This window comes from Kitasatospora sp. NBC_01300 (assembly GCF_041435235.1).
Taxonomy (GTDB): domain Bacteria; phylum Actinomycetota; class Actinomycetes; order Streptomycetales; family Streptomycetaceae; genus Kitasatospora.
This window is the reverse complement of sequence record NZ_CP108409.1, coordinates 275,985-293,700: the sequence shown is the minus strand read 5'-3', so window position 1 is coordinate 293,700 and position 17,716 is coordinate 275,985. Positions and strand designations below refer to the sequence as shown.

18 protein-coding genes and 1 pseudogene are annotated in these 17,716 nt (G+C 72.2%); 7 read left to right on the top strand and 12 right to left on the bottom strand.

What is annotated here, in order from left to right; genetic code table 11:
- The first annotated feature begins 268 nt into the window (after positions 1 to 268).
- Positions 269 to 730, top strand: a complete 462-nt coding sequence (locus OG556_RS34940) for a hypothetical protein (RefSeq protein WP_371523079.1) — start codon at positions 269 to 271, stop codon at positions 728 to 730.
- 178 nt (positions 731 to 908) lie between these two features.
- On the opposite strand, the gene OG556_RS34935 is transcribed toward OG556_RS34940, so the two are convergent.
- From OG556_RS34935 to OG556_RS34905, 7 genes and pseudogenes are all read right to left on the bottom strand, one after another.
- Positions 909 to 1,364 (bottom strand): hypothetical protein, encoded by a 456-nt coding sequence (locus tag OG556_RS34935; protein WP_331743332.1) that lies wholly within the window; start codon positions 1,362 to 1,364, stop codon positions 909 to 911.
- A gap of 263 nt (positions 1,365 to 1,627) precedes the next feature.
- A complete protein-coding gene (locus OG556_RS34930; RefSeq protein WP_331743330.1) occupies positions 1,628 to 2,200 on the bottom strand; it encodes a DUF4240 domain-containing protein in 573 nt (190 codons plus the stop codon).
- Between the two features lie 99 nt (positions 2,201 to 2,299).
- Positions 2,300 to 2,602, bottom strand: a complete 303-nt coding sequence (locus OG556_RS34925) for a hypothetical protein (protein ID WP_371523078.1) — start codon at positions 2,600 to 2,602, stop codon at positions 2,300 to 2,302.
- 140 nt (positions 2,603 to 2,742) lie between these two features.
- The gene (locus tag OG556_RS34920; protein ID WP_331743328.1) at positions 2,743 to 2,892 is read right to left on the bottom strand and encodes a hypothetical protein; all 150 of its coding nucleotides are present in this window, start codon (positions 2,890 to 2,892) and stop codon (positions 2,743 to 2,745) included.
- Positions 2,893 to 2,978: 86 nt separating this feature from the next.
- Positions 2,979 to 3,368 (bottom strand): annotated as a pseudogene (locus OG556_RS34915) (transposase); the annotation flags it as partial.
- 49 nt (positions 3,369 to 3,417) lie between these two features.
- Positions 3,418 to 4,824: a DJ-1/PfpI family protein gene (locus OG556_RS34910; RefSeq protein ID WP_331743326.1), complete on the bottom strand. Its 1,407-nt coding sequence runs from the start codon at positions 4,822 to 4,824 to the stop codon at positions 3,418 to 3,420.
- 165 nt (positions 4,825 to 4,989) lie between these two features.
- Positions 4,990 to 5,970, bottom strand: coding sequence for a GlxA family transcriptional regulator (locus tag OG556_RS34905; protein ID WP_371523077.1), 981 nt, complete (start codon positions 5,968 to 5,970; stop codon positions 4,990 to 4,992).
- Positions 5,971 to 6,249: 279 nt separating this feature from the next.
- On the opposite strand from OG556_RS34905, the gene OG556_RS34900 reads away from it, so the two are divergent.
- Positions 6,250 to 7,362: an NAD(P)/FAD-dependent oxidoreductase gene (locus OG556_RS34900; protein WP_331743322.1), complete on the top strand. Its 1,113-nt coding sequence runs from the start codon at positions 6,250 to 6,252 to the stop codon at positions 7,360 to 7,362.
- A gap of 197 nt (positions 7,363 to 7,559) precedes the next feature.
- On the opposite strand, the gene OG556_RS34895 is transcribed toward OG556_RS34900, so the two are convergent.
- Both OG556_RS34895 and OG556_RS34890 read right to left on the bottom strand, forming a co-directional pair.
- Positions 7,560 to 7,877, bottom strand: a complete 318-nt coding sequence (locus tag OG556_RS34895; RefSeq protein WP_331743320.1) for a hypothetical protein — start codon at positions 7,875 to 7,877, stop codon at positions 7,560 to 7,562.
- A 606-nt stretch (positions 7,878 to 8,483) separates the two neighbouring features.
- Entirely contained in the window at positions 8,484 to 8,969 is a 486-nt protein-coding gene (locus OG556_RS34890) for an FBP domain-containing protein (protein WP_331743318.1), read from the bottom strand.
- A gap of 71 nt (positions 8,970 to 9,040) precedes the next feature.
- Here OG556_RS34890 and OG556_RS34885 point away from each other — a divergent pair, with 71 nt between their 5' ends.
- Entirely contained in the window at positions 9,041 to 9,610 is a 570-nt protein-coding gene (locus OG556_RS34885; protein WP_331743316.1) for a WHG domain-containing protein, read from the top strand.
- A gap of 10 nt (positions 9,611 to 9,620) precedes the next feature.
- On the opposite strand, the gene OG556_RS34880 is transcribed toward OG556_RS34885, so the two are convergent.
- Positions 9,621 to 11,165, bottom strand: a complete 1,545-nt coding sequence (locus OG556_RS34880) for an aspartate aminotransferase family protein (RefSeq protein WP_371523076.1) — start codon at positions 11,163 to 11,165, stop codon at positions 9,621 to 9,623.
- 628 nt (positions 11,166 to 11,793) lie between these two features.
- Here OG556_RS34880 and OG556_RS34875 point away from each other — a divergent pair.
- From OG556_RS34875 to OG556_RS34865, 3 genes are all read left to right on the top strand, one after another.
- Positions 11,794 to 12,522: a hypothetical protein gene (locus tag OG556_RS34875; protein WP_331743312.1), complete on the top strand. Its 729-nt coding sequence runs from the start codon at positions 11,794 to 11,796 to the stop codon at positions 12,520 to 12,522.
- Positions 12,523 to 12,700: 178 nt separating this feature from the next.
- Positions 12,701 to 13,648 (top strand): DUF1259 domain-containing protein, encoded by a 948-nt coding sequence (locus OG556_RS34870; protein ID WP_371523075.1) that lies wholly within the window; start codon positions 12,701 to 12,703, stop codon positions 13,646 to 13,648.
- A 128-nt stretch (positions 13,649 to 13,776) separates the two neighbouring features.
- Positions 13,777 to 14,430 carry a GAP family protein gene (locus tag OG556_RS34865; RefSeq protein ID WP_331743308.1) on the top strand — a complete coding sequence of 218 codons (654 nt, stop codon included), beginning with the start codon at positions 13,777 to 13,779 and terminating at the stop codon, positions 14,428 to 14,430.
- A gap of 109 nt (positions 14,431 to 14,539) precedes the next feature.
- Here OG556_RS34865 and OG556_RS34860 read toward each other — a convergent pair whose 3' ends face one another.
- Positions 14,540 to 15,520, bottom strand: coding sequence for an aldo/keto reductase (locus tag OG556_RS34860; protein ID WP_331743306.1), 981 nt, complete (start codon positions 15,518 to 15,520; stop codon positions 14,540 to 14,542).
- A 177-nt stretch (positions 15,521 to 15,697) separates the two neighbouring features.
- Here OG556_RS34860 and OG556_RS34855 point away from each other — a divergent pair, with 177 nt between their 5' ends.
- The gene (locus OG556_RS34855) at positions 15,698 to 16,606 is read left to right on the top strand and encodes a helix-turn-helix transcriptional regulator (protein ID WP_331743304.1); all 909 of its coding nucleotides are present in this window, start codon (positions 15,698 to 15,700) and stop codon (positions 16,604 to 16,606) included.
- An 85-nt stretch (positions 16,607 to 16,691) separates the two neighbouring features.
- On the opposite strand, the gene OG556_RS34850 is transcribed toward OG556_RS34855, so the two are convergent.
- On the bottom strand, positions 16,692 to 17,549 hold the full coding sequence (locus tag OG556_RS34850) for a universal stress protein (protein ID WP_331743302.1): 858 nt from the start codon (positions 17,547 to 17,549) through the stop codon (positions 16,692 to 16,694).
- Between the last annotated feature and the right edge of the window lie 167 nt (positions 17,550 to 17,716).

Genomic DNA, 17,716 nt, shown 5'->3' with positions numbered 1-17,716 from the left:
CCAACTTGGCGTGACCATCGGCTACCTGACGTGGCATGAGAAAGTCGAGAAGTCCAAGGTGCGATCGGCCCGGCAGGCGCCTGAGGGCGGCCGGTCGACCGGCAGGACGGCACCCCTGAAGATCCGCCGTGTTCACTGAGAACGGGCGAAACGGTGGCCGAGCCGGGACGGTCGCCCGAGGCCCTGAGGGTGTTCAACCTGGCACGCCTCGCCGAAGTCCGGCCGTTCCCAAGGAAGTTGACCGGCATCTCGGTGGAGCCGGGTCGAAATGCGCATGCGCTTCCGCAGGGCGTCTGCCATCCTCGGGCGCATGCCAGCCCGTAACCGCCGTCTGCCGCGCGGCCTGTCGTGGCCGCTCACCCCGACGGACATCCGCACCGTCCTCGGCGCGCAGGAGACGGATGCCGTCGACCTGGATTTCGGCGACCGACTCTGGGGGGACGGGACCGCGTTGCACGCCGAGTGGATGCCACCCATCTCCGCCAACTACGGCGGCGGCATCCATCCCGGATGGTGGTGCACCGTGCGGGTTCGTCTTGCTCCGCTCCCGGCCGCCGAACGGGCGGCGGCTCGACACGTCCTGCGGCAGATCGCCCTTCCCGAACTCGCGGCCTGGATCAGTGCCGCTCGGCACGCGCCGGAAGGCTGGACCCTGTCCCGGCACAGTCGTTCCTGGCGGCCTGAAGGCAGCACCACCGCTCACCGCGACGACCTGCGACCGTACCTGTGAACCCTCGATCGACGGCCGCGAACCACGGTGCGGTCAAGCGATGACGGACGCAACCGACAGCGTCCCGGGCACCGCCGTCCGCCTCCCCCGGGCGAGCCGATCGCGGCTGGTCACCCAAGAGGAGGCGGACGGATCACGCCAGGTCAGACCGGGTCAGGCCGGTCCTCACACGCCCCGGTCAGCAGGTCACGACGGTCGACACGGTCGCGGTCGACGGCGACCAGCCGGGCTGCTCCACACTGAACGTGGCGCTCACCGTCGTGCCGCAGGGCACGGTGCCCGTGATGCCGCCGACCTCGGCCCCTCCGGCCGGGATCAGGACGGTCGGGGTGACGGTGGCGAACGGCGGGCTGGTGATGCCGGTGCTGGTCAGCCGGAAGGAGACCTGCTGGTCCTGCCAGGTCGGGCTGGTCGGCGTGGCGCGCCCGGACGCGTGCACCTGGTTGCCGTTGACGGTGATACAGGCCCTGATGGTGACGTAGTTCGGCGCGCCCGGGCTGCCGCAGACGGTGGTGCCTACCGGTCCGGCCAGGGAGCCGGTCGCGGCGGTGGCGGCGTAGGCGGTGGCGGCCTGGACGCCGGTCAGCGCCGCCAGGGCGGCGGTACCGGCGAGCACGGCGGAGAAGCGTTTCAAGGGGTCCCTCCCTCATTCGGTGCTCCCGACGGACGCCGAGAGCACTGTGACATGTCACATCGCTCTTGTCGGGCAGTGTGGCAGGCCATCACGAACGGAGTACCGGATTCCCCCAGGAGGGCCGCTCCCTGTCCACAACCGGTCGCCGAATGGCCTGGATGGCCTGTCATGGGCCGAACGAACCGCCACTGGCCTCACAACTCCACGGGAGAAAAGGCAAGTTGGCGAGCACCTCGGGAACCGGCACCTCGGGAACCGCCCCGTCAGTCCAGGAAGAGTGCCGCGAGTCGGGGAAGGTGGCGCCGCATCGCGTCGTCGTCCTCCGGATCCCAGGTGCCACCACCCGGCCGGTCGGGACGCGTCATACCGTTGATCGCGGTCTCCACCGCCGCCCCGAGCGTGTCGGTCTCGCCCCGGACCTTCCGGTACGCGTCCGTGATCGGGAGGCTCAGCGCCTCGAAGCCGATCCAGCCGCCCTCGTCGCGGCTCATCCTGACGACCGCCGGCAGATCGGCCAGGGAGTCGGGATCGGCCACCGCGCGGCTGAACGTCTCCCGTCCGAGCAAGGGCAGCCCGTCACGGAAGTCCATGAAACCGTCGTCCGAGACGCTGCCCTCGATCAGGAAGGCGGCCCACTTCAGCGGATACCGCTCCGCGGCGTCGGTCACCTCGATGTGCTTCACATAGAAGTCGATGATGTCGGCCGGCTCCAGCGCCGCGAGTACGTCGACCAGCGCTCCGGGCAACGGGTCATCGGGCGGATCCCGGTCGTCGGCCCGGTCCCCGACCACGGCGCGCGCCTGCCCGATAATGCCCCACCATGCGTCGATGTCCATGCCCGGGATCGTAGAAGCCCCCTCCGACAGGTCCCGCCCACGGGCCGCAGACCCCCGGACCACGGCCACCTGCCGAGCACCGGGGCTGTGACCTCGGCTCTACACCAACTCCCCCAGGGAGAAGGCGGGTCCGGTCTCCATGGATCGCCATCCCCGACCGAGCGCCGCGCGGACTCCCGCCTCGACGACGGACGGCACGACCGGAAACGCCGACGTGCCGGCCAGGAGCACCGCGCTCCTCCGGCCGACCCGTTGGACCGCGAAATCCGAAACGCCGTTGCTGCACGGGACGCAGCAGCGGACGCTGCCGATCACCCGCCACCGGTACACCACACCGTCGACGGTGATCAGACGCGAACCCTTCTTCACCAGCGACAACTTGTCCCCCTCGTCGGGAACCACAGTATCGACCGCAGTCCGCCACTGGCCCGGACCGTCCCAACTGATCCGGTCCACGGACGAGGCTGCGCCCGGCCGCCTCACCAAGGGCAGGGCGGGTACCGGCCCTTGGCGAGGGGTAGTGAGGAGTCGCGTCAGTCGGTCTACTCGGCGGCCGGCCAGTTCGGGGTGATGTCGTAGGCGTACTCAACCTCCCCGAGCGTCTTGCCGTCGTCGTCCACGAAGGTCGACTTGGCGGTGTAGCTGCCCCGGGACAGCATCCCGCTCGGGGCCTCCTCCCAGCCCAGGCGCAAACACTCCGGCCGTCCGCGTTATGGCAGCCTGTTTCAACAGCGGAGCTCCCGTGGTGAGGACGTCTTGGAGGACAGCGGACCTTGATGTTCACGGCGTCCACGAACAGGAACGGGTAGACGGGGTCGAGCGGGCGACTTCGCCATTCGGCCATGCCGTCCAGGACCCGGTCGGTGATCGTGGAGAAGGTCTCCTTGCTGGTCGTCATGCCGTAGACCTCGGCGAGGTGCGCGACGATCTCGCTCGAGGTCAGGCCCTTGGCGGTCAGCGATACGACGAGATTGTCCAGTCCCTCGGTACGGCGTGAATGCCTGGGCAGGACCTTCGGCTCGAACGTCCCGGCCCGGTCCCGCGGGACCTCGACCGTGACCGGCCCGGCCTCGGTCATCACCGTCTTCGAGCGGTAGCCGTTGCGGGCGTTGCCACCCTTGCGGACACTGCGACCGCGCCCACCGCCGCACCTGAACCACGCGTCCACGGGAACGCTCGAACCGGCACGCCCGGAGAGGCACCGAGCGTCAGGGGAGCTACGCCGCGGGGCGCCGCCGTTGAACCGTGTGTCGAACCGTGTGTCGGATCGCCGTCGGTGCCAGCCCCACCCCCACGCTCAGGACGACCGCCGCCGCGGCCAGCAGGGTGGACCGCCAGGGCCAGGATGCGCCGGTCAGCTCCAGGTGGGCCGAGGGGTACTCGGAGAACTTCGCGGTGGCCAGCGCCGTGCGACGGTCGCTGCTCTCGGCAAGGTCCCGCAGCACCGGATCGAAGCCGAACTCCCCGGACCGCCGTCCTCCGCCGGGCAGTTCGGCGGCGAGCCCGTTGCGGCGGGCCCAGCCCTCCAGTGCACCGCCGAGGTCGGAGGTGTTCCTGACGCCGGGCACCACGAAGCGATCCGCCCCGTGGGCGCCCCCCTTCGCCGGCCGGGTGACGAGGACCAGGCCGTGGCGGGTGGTGACGGTGTCACCGGCTCCGATCACCAGCGTCCGGGTGGCGAAGGAGACTCCGCCGTACCCCTCGAAGGCGGCGGCCGCGTCGATCTCCTCGACTCCGTCGACCAGTCCGATGGCCGTGGTGGGGCGCAGCCACGGGAATGCGGCGTTGAAGGCGTACGGGAGGTCGCCGAGGGCGAGATGGTTGGCCGGTATCGCGGTCGGTCCGTCCGGAGTCCAGCCGGGGTAGGACAGGCCGGTGCCGATGCGGGTCGCCTCCGCTGGGCCGGCCAGTTCCTCGACCAACCGCAGCGCGCCCATGGTGCCGGAGGTGACGCCCGCGGTGGTGGTCACCCGCCCGTCCTCGACGTAGCGCAGCCCTCGCTTCCACGCGACCTTCGGGTAACTGCTTTCCAGGGAAGTGATGTTGGACCAGAACGAGGTGGCGTCGCGGCCGTCGAGCAGGCCGGAGGCGGCCAGCAGTTCGGAGCCCGCGCACACCCCGAGGATCCGGGCGCCCTTGTGGTGGCGTTCGACGATCCACCGGCGCAGGCGTTCCTCGCCCGCGCCGGTGGGGTCGGTCACGGCGGGCACGACCACCACGTCGGGTTCCGGCAGGGTGCCGTCCGCCACCTCGGCCAGCGTGTGGTCGGGCAGCAGGTGGGCGCCGCCGGACAGCGGGGAGACGCGGCGTTCGGCCGCCACCGTGTAGACGAACATGTCCGGCGACTCGGCGAACACCTGGTAGGGCGCGAGTACATCGGTGGCCACGGAGCCCTCGTTGCCGACCGCGACCGCCACCGTGATCCTGCCCTCCGGTACCGGCCGGGCGGCAGGCCAGACCCCGGCATCGGATCCGGGAGGGGCAACGGCGAAGCTGTCGGCCATCGACGCGCTCACTCCCGCGAAGGCGATCCCCGCGAAGGACGCGGTCGCCAGAGCTGTGCCCAGCAGTACCCAGCCGGTGCGGCGCAGCGCCCGGTGCCCCTTGCGCGCCTCGGAACTCATCTTGAGCAAGACATACCTCAACAATCCGGGCACGTTTTTGGCAGCACGGTGCCGTCGGCCCTCGTGGAAGTGGGAAACGGGAAAGGGGAACAGGAGAGAGAGGAAGGGAGAGAAGCGGGCGAAAGCGGCCGGGAAGAAGGCCCCTTCGCCGAGGAGGCCAGTCCGTCAGGCAGGCGGCCGCGCTGGTACGCGCAGCAGCGAGGGCGGCGCTCCGAAGGCTTCAGCGACCACCCGGCGCAGCTGCCGGGCGTCACGGTATCCGCACCGGAGCGCGACCGCCTCCACCGTCAGGTCGGTACCGGACAGCAGGGCGCGGGCCCGCTCCAGCCGCAGTTGCCGCTGGTAGGCGAACGGGGTGATGCCGGCAGCCGTGGTGAAGGCCCGCGTCAGACCGCGCGGGGACAGCCCGGCGATGCCTGCGAGTTCACGCAGGGTGAAGGCGACGTCCAGATGCTGCGCCAGATGGTCCTGCACCCGGTGCACCGCGGGCTGGACGTGGTCGCGGTGCCGCAGGAACGGACTGATCTGTGCCGCGTCCCCGTCCCGCCGCAGGTACAGCACCAGCTCACGCGCGACTCCCGCGGCCAGTTCGGGGCCGCGCTCCCGCTCGACCAGGGACAACGCGAGATCGATCCCCGACGAGATGCCCGCGCTGGTGCTGATCCGCCCGTCGTGCACGTAGAGCGCGGCCTCACGCACCCGGGCCCGCGGGTACCGGTCGCGCATCGCCGAGGTGAGCGACCAGTGGGTCGTGCACGCCCTGCCGTCCAACAGCCCCGCCTCCCCCAGGACGACCGCACCGCTGCACACGGACGCCACCCGGGCACCCGCGTCGTGGGCCTCGCGCACCCAGCGCACCACGGCGGGTGTCACCGGCCGGTCTGATCCGGTCAGCCTGGGGCCCGGCACGAGCACCAGGTCGCCGGCTGCCGCCCGGCTCGTCGACAGCGGTGCCAGCCCCGCCAGCCGCAGGCCTTGCGCGGACCGCAGACCGTCCGTCTCGGCGACGAACTCCAGCCGGTAGCCGCCGCCGAGATGCGCCGCGGCGTCGAACACCTGCACAGGGCCGCCGAGGTCCAGCAGATTCACCTCGGGCAGCACCAGGACCAGCACCCGCCCGGTACGCCCGTTCGTCTCCTCGCTCACCCCGCCACGGTAGGCCGCCACGAACCGTCCGCACGAGGTCTCCCGGGGACGGGCGGCGGACAGATCTGGCACTGCCGTCCCAGCTGCGGACCGCGCCTACGCCGACAGCTGCGGTCCGGATGCTGCTCGCCGCCCGGGGGACCAGTTCAGCAGCCGGGCCGGGTTCACGGTGAGGGCGGCGCGCAGGACCGACGGCCGGATCGACCGGTGGAGCTCCCATGGCCGCCGCGCTAGCATCTGAGACGGTCTCACATGCGATGATCTCAGCGGGAGTTCGCCATGCGTGTCCTGATCAGCGGCGCCGGCCTGGCCGGTCCCTGTCTCGCCCACGGCCTGCGCAAGAACGGCCACGACGTCCTGCTCCTCGAGCGCGATCCCGCCGTCGACGCCCGCGCGCAGGGATACCGGATCCACATCAACGGTGACGGGGACGCCGCGCTGCGCGAGTGGCTGCCCGCCGAAGCCTACGAACAGGCCGTCGCCACGTCCTGCGTGGCCGGCGGCGGCGTCAGCATGGCCGGTCCCGACCTGCGGCACGTCACCGAGATCGAGCTTCCCCCGGAGGCCCGGGGCATCACCGTCGACCGGCTCACGCTGCGCCGGATCATGCTGCGAGGCCTGACGGACTCGATCCGGTTCGGTGCCGGATTCTCCCGTTACGAGCTGCTGGACGACGGAACGGTACGCGCCTTCCTCACCGACGGCTCCACCGCCGAGGGCGACCTGCTGGTCGCCGCCGACGGATTCAACTCCGGCATCCGGCTCCAGCTGGTGCCCCACTTCTCGGTCACCGTGCACAGCACTCGGTTGATCTACGGGCGTACGCCGCTGACCGCCCGGGCCCGGGAGTTGACCCCGCCGCAGGCGCTCGAAGGCTTCCTGGGCGTGGTCGGTCCGGACGGCCGCCGCCTCGCGCTGGCCGCGCAGCGATTTCGCCGCAACCCGGCCGATCTGGGGCTGCCGGCGGCCGACGACTACGTCATGTGGGGAGTGGCCGCCCCGGCCGCCGTCTACGGTCCCGGGTTCTTCGAGCTCGGCGCCGCGGAGCTGTTGGGGCTGGCGGCGGAGACCGTAGCCGACTGGCACCCTTCGCTGAGCGCGCTGGTGCGGTTGGCGGAGCCCGGGTACCTCGTGCCCGCGGGCGTCCAGGTCGCCGAACGTCCGGAGTTGTGGCCACCGGTACCGGTGACCCTGGTCGGTGACGCGGCGCACCCGATGCCCCCTGCCGGAATCAGTGCCGGAGTCGCGCTCCACGACGCGGGCCTGCTCGCCTCCCGACTGGTCCCCGGCGCGCCCCTGCTCGACGCCGTGCGCTCGTACGAGACGGAGATGCTCGACTACGGCTTCGCCGCGGTCGCCACCGCGACGCGGAATCATGCGGGTGGCCACTGAAATCCGCCCGCGTTCGGGCCTTGGGTAGCGCAGGACATGGCGGTGGTCCATGGCGTGGGTTGTCGCGTCAGGCGGCCGATATGTCACCCTCTCCCCGTTCCAGCCCTCTGGTGACCAGCACGGGGAAGTTCAGGGGACGCATGCGAGCCCGCCCTCTGGGCTTCCAGACCGGAGGGCGGGCGGGGTTTGTCGGTGGGTCAGTCCAGGGCCAGGAAGCTGCCGATGTCCCCGAACCGCTCCTCGCCGGGCTCCACCGGCTGGTAGGCCTGCGTCCGACAGTTGCCGTCGGGGAAGATCAGGATGGTGCCCTCGGTCTGGTTGCGGACGAGGGTTTCGGGGCCGGGGCCCCGGTGGCACTGGTTGGCCTGCGGGTCCTGGGCGGTCTGCACCTGGCCGTGGTGTTCCAGGTACACCACCCCGGGGGCAGCCGAGGCCGACGAGAGGTTGACCAGGGACAGGGCGAGGGCGCCGACGGCCGCCACGAGGGCCGTGCGCGGGCTGAAGCGCGTGCGCATGAGGGTAACTCCGTTACTGGGTTCGAGAGATGGGGGGAACCGCCGGAGGCCCGGGACTCGTGTCGTGCGGCGCCCGCGACCTCCGGTGACCGGTCTGCCCGGCCCGGGCGCGCCCCCAACCGGCGGACCCGGCGGTTCACCCGAACGGGATTCGTATGCCTACCGCTGCTGCCGCTTGTGCAGCCCGAGTCTGGATGCCTTCGCCGAGGTGGCCGAGCCTGCCCAGGCTGGCCACGGCGCGGATCTCGCGGGACGGCCACCCGCTCACCGATCGCCCATCGCCAATGACCGGCTTCGGAACTACTCCTCCAGCCCCCCAGCTGCCGACCTCGTGAGGGTTGCGCGGCGACGTGCCGGAGGTCCACTCGCACGAGTGATTGTGATGCTGAGTGCATTCACGGATGTTCAACGTACTCGGGGAGCTTGTGGGAGCTCTCCCGGCGCGAGGGGGGCGTCATGGCCGCAGCCGAATCTTCCTCCATCGAGGTGCCGCGGATCGCGAGCAGTTCGCAGCGGTGATGTGAGTCGGCGCGACGGCGCTCGGTGTCGGGCGCCGGGAGGCGGCACGGCGTGGGGCGATGTGGCCGGGCGGTGTTCCGCCGTGGGTCACGCGGTGACCTTGGTGACGAAGGCGGCGACGTTGGCCATGGTGCGTTGGATCTTCTCCTCGACGGTGAGCGACTCGTGCAACCGGGTGCCGGTCTCGCGCTTGCCGCGCACGTAGAGCGAGCAGGCGAGGTCGCTGCACATGTAGGCGCCGACGGAGTTGCCCTGCTTGCCGGCCTTCCCGGCCAGGGGCGCGACCAGCAGCGAGACGCCGCCGGTGTGGGTGGTCACGCAGAGCGAACAGATGCTGCGGCGGGCCTGCCAGGAGGCGGCGCCGGAGGAGCGCAGCGCGACCGCCACCGCGCGGCCGTCCAACTCGGCCGCGAGGTAGGCGCGGTCGGGCGCCTGCGGGTCGCGCCACCCGAGGAAGTCCAGGTCGTCCCAGGGCTGTTCGGCCAGGTCGCGGGGGATGTGCAGGCGCTTCGCCTCGCCCTTGGTGCAGTTCACGAAGGCGGCACGGATCTCTTGGTCGGTCAACGGCTTCATAGGAGCCAACGTAAATTACCTAGGACTATTAGGCAAATGTATAATGGCCTCAGTCGATCGGAGGGAAGGCCATGGCACGCGTAGGACTGAACGCGGAACGACTCACCCGGGCGGGAGCGGAACTGGCCGACGAGGTCGGCTTCGACAAGGTCACGGTCTCGGCGCTGGCGCGACACTTCGGCGTCAAGGACGCGAGCCTGTACTCGCACGTCAAGAACTCCCAGGACCTCAAGACCAGGATTGCCCTGCTCGCACTCGAGGAACTCGCCGACCGGGTCGCCGCCGCCCTGGCCGGACGCGCCGGCAAGGACGCCCTGGCCGCCTTCGCCAACGCCTACCGCGACTACGCCCGCGAACACCCCGGCCGCTACGCCGCCGCGCAGCTCGAACTCGACCCCGAGACCGCGCGCGCCAGCGCCGGCGTCCGGCACTCGCAGATGACCCGCGCGATCCTGCGCGGCTACGACCTCGCGGAACCCGACGAGACCGACGCCGTCCGGCTGCTCGGCAGCACCTTCCACGGCTACGTGGCCCTGGAGCGGGTCGGGAGCTTCCAGCACACCCCGCGCGGCACGGAGGACACCTGGGCGCGCATCCTCGACGCCCTGGACGCACTGCTGCGCAACTGGCCGGCGGCCTGACCGCCGGTCGTCACCGCGACGTGGGTGAGCCCGAGTCCGCCTCGGGCCCGGCGCTAGGTGGCCGGCGGTCGGTGGCGGTGTCGGCGTCGGCGGCGTGGAGGACTTCGCGGACCAGCAGGTCGAGATCGTCGGTGGTGGTGCGGTAGTTGCACAGGCAGGCGCGCAGGACGGTGCGGCCCCGCACGGCGACGGTGGCGAGGTAGGCGCGTCCGCCGTCCTGGACGCGGCGGGCGATGCGGGTGTGGAGGGCGTTCGGGTCGCCGACGTCCGGCTCGGTGATGCGGAAGCAGGCGACCGGCCACGGGCCGCCCGCCAGCAGCTCCAGCCGCGGTTCGGCGGAGATCCGGTCGCGCAACTGATCGGCGAGGCCCAGGTAGTGCTCGATCAAGCCGGTGACGCCGTCGCGGCCCAGGTGTTGCAACGTGGCCCACAGGGCCAGTGCCCGGGTGCCGGGCCGGGTCAGCTCGATCGTGGCGTGGGAGAGCCAGGGAAGCGCGTCCGGTTCGGTGGCGGCGAGGTAGGAGGCCTGGTGTGCGAAGGCGGTGTGCAGGTGCTCGGGGTCCGGGAGCAGCAGTGCTCCGCAGCCGACCGGCACGCTGAGCGTCTTGTGCGGGTCCACGGTCATCGAATCGAGGTCACCGACGCCCCGGTAGAGGGGTGCCAGGGCCGGCACGGCGGCGCCCAGCCCGCCCCAGGCCCCGTCCGCGTGATGCCACATGCCGACCTTCCGGCACAGCTGCGTGACCGGTTCGAGCGGGTCGACGGCTCCGGTCGCGGTGGTGCCCAGCGTGCTGACGGTGCAGAACGGCAGCAGTCCCGCATCCAGGTCGGCGGCGACCGCGGCGCGCAGCGCGGCGGGGTCCAGGCGGTCGTGCGCGTCGGTGGCGATGGGGCGCAGCCGATGGGCGGGCAGGCCGATGCAGGAGGCCGCCTTGGCGACGGACATGTGTGCCCGGGCGCTGTAGTAGAGGGTGAGCCGGGCGTGGTCGCGGTCGTAGGCGGGGCCGTCGCCGGAGCCCCGGAGGGTGAGGAACCAGGTGCGGGCGGTGGCGAGGGCCAGCAGGTTGGCCATGGAGCCGCCGCTGGCCAGCACCCCGCCGGTGCCGTCGGGCAGTCCGGCCAGGCCTGCGAGCATGCGTACGGTGCCGCGTTCCAGGTCCATGAGGGCGTTCTCGCCCATGCCGCAGGTCGCGTTGACGGCGCCGGCCAGCAGTTCGGCGATGACTCCGGCCGGTGCGGGCGGCGAGTTGACCCAGGCGAAGAACGCGGGGTGCCCGTTCCCGGTCGGGAACGGGGCGATCTCGTCCCGCACGAAGTCCAGCACCCGGCCCAGGCCCCCGGCTTGTCGGTCGAGCCGCCCCTCGCGCAGCCGCGCCCGCTGCTTCGCGGGCATCGGACGGGCCACCGGGCCGGCCGGCAGCTCGTTCAGGTAGTCGGCCACCCACTGGGCCGCAGCGGCGAGTTCGTCCCGCAACACCTTGGGGTGGACCGCGGGCGGCAGTTGGTCCGAAGGCAGGAAGGTTTCGCCAAACCGGGCCGGGTCCAGCTCACTCAAGGGGTGGGTCATGGTGGGGCGGGCCTTTCGTCGTCTCGTCGTCGCCAGGGCCCCCTGGTCCGCTCAGCGAGGCCGTGATCGTAACGAGCGGCCACCGCGGGCCGACACGCCGACCGGCGCAACTCGACTGTGCGGTCCGCAGTTGTCGCCTGGAGTCGAACAGGGCGGGTGGGGGAGGAACTTCAGCCCCACGCGTACGGCCGGTCACCAGGAGTGCCGGTCGACGGATCGGTCCGGGCGGCCTGGCGAACCCGTGTGCGAATCCGGGGCGGAGTCCGATAGCGTGCACGAAGGAGTGCCGGGAAGCCTGGTCGGCGAACAAGGGACAGTTGTGTCCGCAGGTCGGTCCGGGGGTGGTGTGCGTGGCGCTCGACGCGAGGTCCGCCGGCACGCCGCCGGCCCGGCTCCGGCTGCGGACCCGCCGCCCCTCACGTCGGCCCCGGCCCCTTCAGGCGTTACACGCCGTCCACAGGGCTTCCGTGGACTTCGGGCAGATTCCGAGAACTGAGACACCGTCCGGCGTTCCGGCCGCCCGGTGCCGTCCGACCCCGGAAGGGGCGGGGCGGCACGCCCCGGCGACGGCAGCCTTGGTGCTCCGGCCACGCACCGGACCGGGGGGAGAACCATCATGACCCACCGTCCCTCACCATGGACCCGTACCGGCGGCGCGCTGCTCGCTGCGGCGGCGCTCGTCCCGGCAGCGGCCGCCTGGTACGTGTTCGCCGTCCGGATGCCGGACGACACCGAGCGGTCCCGCTCGTACGCGGCCGCCGCGACCTGCCCGGCCGAAAGCCCGGGCACGGCGGTCGAGGAATGCGTGCGAACCGTGCCGTTCACCGTCAGCGGCACGGTCCTCCGGCACAAGGACCACCTGGCGACGCTGGACGGCGCGCCGTCCTGGAGCGGCACGGTGCGGTTCGGCAACCCCGGGCCGCTGCTGGAGGACCTGAAGCCCGGCGACCGGGTGGACGGCGCGGTGTGGCGCGGCCAGGTGATGCGCCTGGAGAGGGCCGGCGTCGCGCAGGCCTCCGTCGACGAGCCCCGCGAAGAGGCGCAGCTCATCGCCGGGCTGGGCACTGCCGTCGCGCTGCTGGCGGTGCTCGCCGCCGCTCTGGGCGCGCTGCTGTTCACCGGCCGTCCCACCACGATCGCCCTCGCCCGGGCGCTCGTCTTCTGGACGCTGTTCTCCTGCGTCATGCCCGCGGTGCTCGCGTTCTGGGCCGGCCTGCCGTGGTGGTCGGTGCCGGTGGCGGCCGTCCCGACTGCGCTGTTCGCGGCGGAGGCGGTGCGGCGCCGGAACGCAGGGAAGGTCCCGGGGGAACCGCAGGGGTTCGTGGACGGCCGTCTGCCTGCTTGACTCTCCGGCAGTCGGCGCGGTTGCCGCCGTCTCCCCGCCTCGGCCTCCCGGGCGCCGGCGCGTTCGTCCGGTCCGGCGTGGCGCTTCAGCAGTTCGGTGACCCCGCCCGGTTTCATGGTCCCGACCGGTTGTCTGGGAGAGGGTTGTCGTGGTGAGCGGAGTTCCGGCGCGAGGCGCCATGGATGCCCGGCTGAACCCGTCGCGGCGGCGGCTGCTGACCGCGGCGGCGGTGGCGCCGGTGTTGGCCGGCACCGCTCCGGGGACGGCTGCGGCGGCGGCAGCACGGCGGCAGAGGGTACTGCCGGTGCCGACGGCGGAAGCGGACTGGAGCAGGGTGGCCGACGTCCTGGGCCGGAGCGGGACGGTGGAGGACGGTGCGGTCTACCGTGTGCGCTTCGCCCGGCAGGACCTGCCGGTGACCACCTACGGCGTCACGCTGTTCCTGGGCTCCTACGCGGCATTCACCCGCTACGACGACGGCCACACCCTGGTGATGGGCAGTCTGGCGGTCACCGAGCCCGAACTGCAGCCCGCCATCGATGCGTTGAACACCGGCGGCCTCGAACTGAGCGCGGTCCACAAGCACCTGCTCGCCCACGAGCCGGCCATGTGGTGGACCCATTTCCACGGACATGCCGAGGACCCCGCGGCCCTGGCCCGCAGCGTGAAAGCCGCTCTCGCCGCCACGACCACGCCCTCCACCCCGCCGGCCGCCTCACAGCCGCGGACGGACCTGGACACCGCCGCCATCGAACACGAGCTGAACGCGAGGGGCGTCAACGACAGCGGGATCCACCGGTTCACCTTCAACCGCCGGGAGACGATCACCGACCACGGACGCGTCCTGCCCCCGGCCACGGGTATGACCACACTCATCAGCTTCTATCCGGTCGGAGCCCGCCGGGCCGCGGTCAACGGCGACTTCGCCATGACCGCCGGCGAGGTACAGAACGTGCTGGCAGCCCTACGCCGCGGCGGGATCAACGTCGTCGAGCTCCACAACCACGGCCTCACGGAAGAACCCCGCCTGTTCTTCGCTCATTTCTGGGCGATCGACGACGGCGTGATCCTGGCCCGCGCACTGCGCGCGGCGCTGGACGCCACCAACACCACGCCGGCCGGCTGACGGGGTGTCTGTTCCCCCGCCACCCCGAAGAACTCAAGGGCGGGCGTCCACTCCCGGGCCTCTCACCAGGGAGCCATGACCACCACTGACGGAGCGAGCGTGGTGCGGCGGCGGGAGGAAGGTGGTCCGTGAACGTCGTGTTGAGCGAGGTGACACCGCTCGCCCTGGTCATCGCGCTGTCGCCGTTGCCGATCGTTCCGGCGCTCTTCCTGCTGTTCACTCCCCGGCCCAGGGCGGCGGGCGGAGCCTTCCTGGTCGGGTGGGCGGCCGGGATCCTCGTGGTGGCGTCGGTGTCCACGGCCCTCGCGGCCGTCATCGAGACCCGCGAGGAGACGCCCACCTGGGCGTCCTGGACGAAGGCCGTCCTCGGCGTGGTTCTCGTCCTGCTCGCCGGGCGGCAGTGGCGCTCCGGCTCCAAGACGGGGACCCCGGCCTGGATGCGGAGCCTCACGGATGCCACGCCGGCCAGGGCCCTGCGGCTGGGCCTCCTGCTGTCGGCAGCCAACCCGAAGAACATCCTGCTGTCCGCGGCGGCGGGGCTGACCATCGGCTCCGCCGAACTGGGCCCGTCCCGTGGCGTCACCGCCGTGGCGGTGTTCACCGCGATCGCCGCTTCCACCGTCGCGCTTCCCCTGCTGCTCCACATCGTGGCGGGGGAGCGGGTCCTCGCTCCGCTGGGCAGGGCCAGGAGGTGGTTGGAGACCCACAACAGCGCCGTCACCGCCCTGGTCCTGGCCGTGATCGGCGTGCTCCTCGTCGTCGACGGTGTCACCGGGCTGTGACCGGTCCGAGAGGAACCGCCAACGCGGCGGTCCCTCTCGGACCGTGAGGCCCGGCCGCCCCGGCCGTCGCGCGATGCGGCAGGAAGGCCGGGGCCGTGCGAGCGCGAGGCTAGAAGAACGTGGGCCGGCGCGGGACGTAGGGCTCTTCGAGGGAGTCGATCTCCTCGGCGGTGAGCGTCAGATCGAGCGCGGCGACGGCGTCGGCGAGGTGGTGCGGCTTGGTCGCGCCCACGATCGGGGCGGAGACCACCGGGTTCCTCAACACCCAGGCCATCGCGACCTGCGCCATCGACACACCGCGGGCCAGGGCGATGCGCTGGACGGCGTCGACGATGGCCCGGTCGCTGTCCAGGAAGATCGGCCGGTCCTGCTGATCGACCGTCCGGTTGAGCTCCGCACGTGGCGTGGAGCGTTCGCCCCACGGCCGGGTGACCAGCCCCCCGCCCAGGGGGCTCCACGGGATGCTTCCCACGCCCTGGTCGGCGAGCAGGCCGAACATCTCGCGCTCCTCCTCGCGGTGGATCAGGCTGTACTGGTCCTGCATGGAGACGAACCGGGTCCACCCGTGGGCCTGCGCGGCCTGCTGCATCTTGGCGAACTGCCAGGCCCACATCGACGAGGCACCGAGGTAGCGGGCCTTGCCCGCCTTGACCACATCGTGCAGCGCCTCCATCGTCTCCTCGACCGGCGTCTGCGGGTCGAAGCGGTGGATCTGGTAGACGTCGACGTAGTCGGTGTCCAGGCGCCGCAGCGAGGCGTCGATCTGTTCCATGACGGCCTTGCGGGACAGCCCCGACCCGCCCGGTCCCGGGTGCATCGGCGCCCACAGCTTGGTGGCCACGACGATGTCCTCGCGCTGGGTGTACTTGCGCAGCGCCCGCCCGACGACCTCCTCCGAGGTGCCCAGACCGTAGATGTTCGCGGTGTCCCAGAACGTGATGCCGAGTTCGACGGCCTGGCGGAAGACCGGTTCGGCCGCGTCGTCGTCGAGCGCCCAGGTCGTCCGCTTGGCCGGGTCGCCGAAGCTCATGCAGCCCAGGGCGATCCGGCTGATCCTGAGCCCCGACGTTCCCAAACGCGTGTACTCCACGGCGTACTCCTCATCCTCGGTGACGTGGACGTGTGCAGCTGCTGCGGAAGGCTGCCGCCCTCACTCCCACCACCGTGGCACGAACCGCCGCGCATGGCCTCCCACCAGGGGGTTCCTGTTGTGACAGGTACTGCCAGGGCCTCTCAGCCGCGCAGGGACGCACCTATCGTGGTGGGCATGGACGCCCGCACCGAGTTCCGCGACTTCTTCACCTCCCGCCGCGCCAGGATCACCCCCGAACAGGCCGGCCTGCCCGCCAACGGCGGGAACCGCCGAGTGACCGGGCTGCGCCGCGAGGAGGTCGCGCTCCTGGCCGGTGTCAGCGTCGACTACTACGTCAGGCTCGAACGCGGCAACGCGCGCGGCGTCTCCGACAGCGTCCTGGAGTCCCTCTCACGCGCCCTTCACCTCGACGGGGCCGAACGCGCCCACCTGTTCGCCCTGGCCGCCGCCAACACCGGCACCCGGACCCCCGCGCGCACCCCCAAGCCCCACGTGCGCCCCAGCATCCAGCGCATCCTGGACTCCATGGCCACCGCCCCGGCCTATGTCCGCAACCGCCGCCTGGACGTCCTGGCCACCAACCGACTCGGAAAGGCCCTCCTCGCGCCGATCCTCGCGGCCCCGCGCCGGCCGCCCAACGTGGCCCGCTTCATGTTCCTGGACCCCGCGGCCACCGACTACTACCCCGACTGGGAACGCATGGCTGCGGGCACCGTCGCGATCCTGCGCGCCGAAGCCGGACGCGACCCCCACGACAAGGCCCTGGCCGACCTGGTCGGAGAACTCTCCGCCCAGAGCGACCTGTTCCGTACCCGCTGGGCCACCCACGACGTCCTCCGGCACCTCGGCGGCGTCAAACGGATCCACCACCCCGTCGTCGGTGAACTCACCCTCGGCTACGAGGCCCTGGAACTCGCCGCCGACACCGGACTGACCCTCATGGCCTACGGCGCCGAACCCGCGACCCCCGCGTGTGACGCCCTGAACCTGCTGGCCGGCTGGGCCGCGACGATGGATCGGGACCATGTCTCCGGCTCGGAAGCCCATCCCTCCTCCACCCCGCTGCCCGGCACCTCCGCCTGACCTCGCGCGTCCTCCCCGGCGACTCTGGCATCCGTGAGGTCCGCTCCGTCGTCGGAGGGCCGGAGCGGACGGCCCCCGCAGTCGGTCAGGTGTCCGGGACGACGGCGACCGGGCAGTGGACGTGGTGGATCGCGGCGTGTGCCACCGGGCCGAGGTGGGCGCCGAGAGGCAGCCGCCGGAGGTGGCGGCCGAGGACGACCAGCCGGGCCGTCTCCGACGCTTCCACCAGGATGATGGCGGCGTTGCCCCGGACGAGTTCGGACGTCACGGTCACCTGGGGGTAGCGGGCCAGCCAGAGGGCCAGGGCGTCGGCGAACTGCTTCCGCTCGGAGGCGGACAGCTCCTTCTCCAGCCCCCCGATGGCGTCGAACGCCATGTACTCGCTGCCGGCCGGCGGCGACCAGACGTGGACGATCCGCAGGGGTGCCGAGCGGCGGGCGGCCGCCTCGAAGGCGAACGCGAGGACGTCGTCCGGCGGATGTGCGAGGTCGACGCCCGCCAGGACGGGGTCGGTGGGAGCGCCCCGCTCGCCCTCACCGGCCCGGACCAGCACCACCGGGCAGGCGGCCCGGCGCAGCACCTCCTGGCTCACCGAGCCGACCAGGAAGCCGCGCACGGGCCCCAGCCCGCGGGAGCCGAGCACGAGCACGGAGGCGGTCCGGGCGGCGGTCTCCAACGCCTTGGCCGGGTCGTCGGAGACCTGGCGGGAGGAGACCTGGAGGCCGGCGTTCGTGGCGCGCAGCTCCGCCTCGCGGGCGGCCAGGGCGTCCCGGCTGCGGTTGTACACCTCGTCGGTGCCGACCGAGTCCCGCTTGGGCCAGGGCCAGGCCTGGAGGAGTTCGAGGGCGAGCCCACGGCGCAGCGCCTCCCGGGCGGCCCACTCGGTGGCGGCGAGGCTCTCCGGCGAACCGTCGAAGCCCGCGACGACGGGACCGTGGTCCATGCTTCCTCCCGCAGGTCGTACGTGGCCGGGCACCCCGGCCAGTATCGGCGGGGGCCGCCGCCGGCGCCTCCCGGAGGCTCCCTGCGCCTCCCGGAGGCTCCCTGCGCCTCCCGGAGGCTCCCTGCGCCTCCCGGCGCAGGCCGGCTCCGCGTTCGGGGTCGGTCCGG

Coding starts and splice junctions, on each gene's coding strand:
- OG556_RS34870 (WP_371523075.1), top strand. CDS start 12,701: ATGGATGCCCGGCTGAACCCGTCGCGGCGGCGGCTGCTGACCGCGGCG.
- OG556_RS34895 (WP_331743320.1), bottom strand. CDS start 7,877: ATGCGCACGCGCTTCAGCCCGCGCACGGCCCTCGTGGCGGCCGTCGGC.
- OG556_RS34855 (WP_331743304.1), top strand. CDS start 15,698: ATGGACGCCCGCACCGAGTTCCGCGACTTCTTCACCTCCCGCCGCGCC.
- OG556_RS34850 (WP_331743302.1), bottom strand. CDS start 17,549: ATGGACCACGGTCCCGTCGTCGCGGGCTTCGACGGTTCGCCGGAGAGC.
- OG556_RS34890 (WP_331743318.1), bottom strand. CDS start 8,969: ATGAAGCCGTTGACCGACCAAGAGATCCGTGCCGCCTTCGTGAACTGC.
- OG556_RS34910 (WP_331743326.1), bottom strand. CDS start 4,824: ATGAGTTCCGAGGCGCGCAAGGGGCACCGGGCGCTGCGCCGCACCGGC.
- OG556_RS34940 (WP_371523079.1), top strand. CDS start 269: ATGCGCATGCGCTTCCGCAGGGCGTCTGCCATCCTCGGGCGCATGCCA.
- OG556_RS34875 (WP_331743312.1), top strand. CDS start 11,794: ATGACCCACCGTCCCTCACCATGGACCCGTACCGGCGGCGCGCTGCTC.
- OG556_RS34885 (WP_331743316.1), top strand. CDS start 9,041: ATGGCACGCGTAGGACTGAACGCGGAACGACTCACCCGGGCGGGAGCG.
- OG556_RS34900 (WP_331743322.1), top strand. CDS start 6,250: ATGCGTGTCCTGATCAGCGGCGCCGGCCTGGCCGGTCCCTGTCTCGCC.
- OG556_RS34930 (WP_331743330.1), bottom strand. CDS start 2,200: ATGGACATCGACGCATGGTGGGGCATTATCGGGCAGGCGCGCGCCGTG.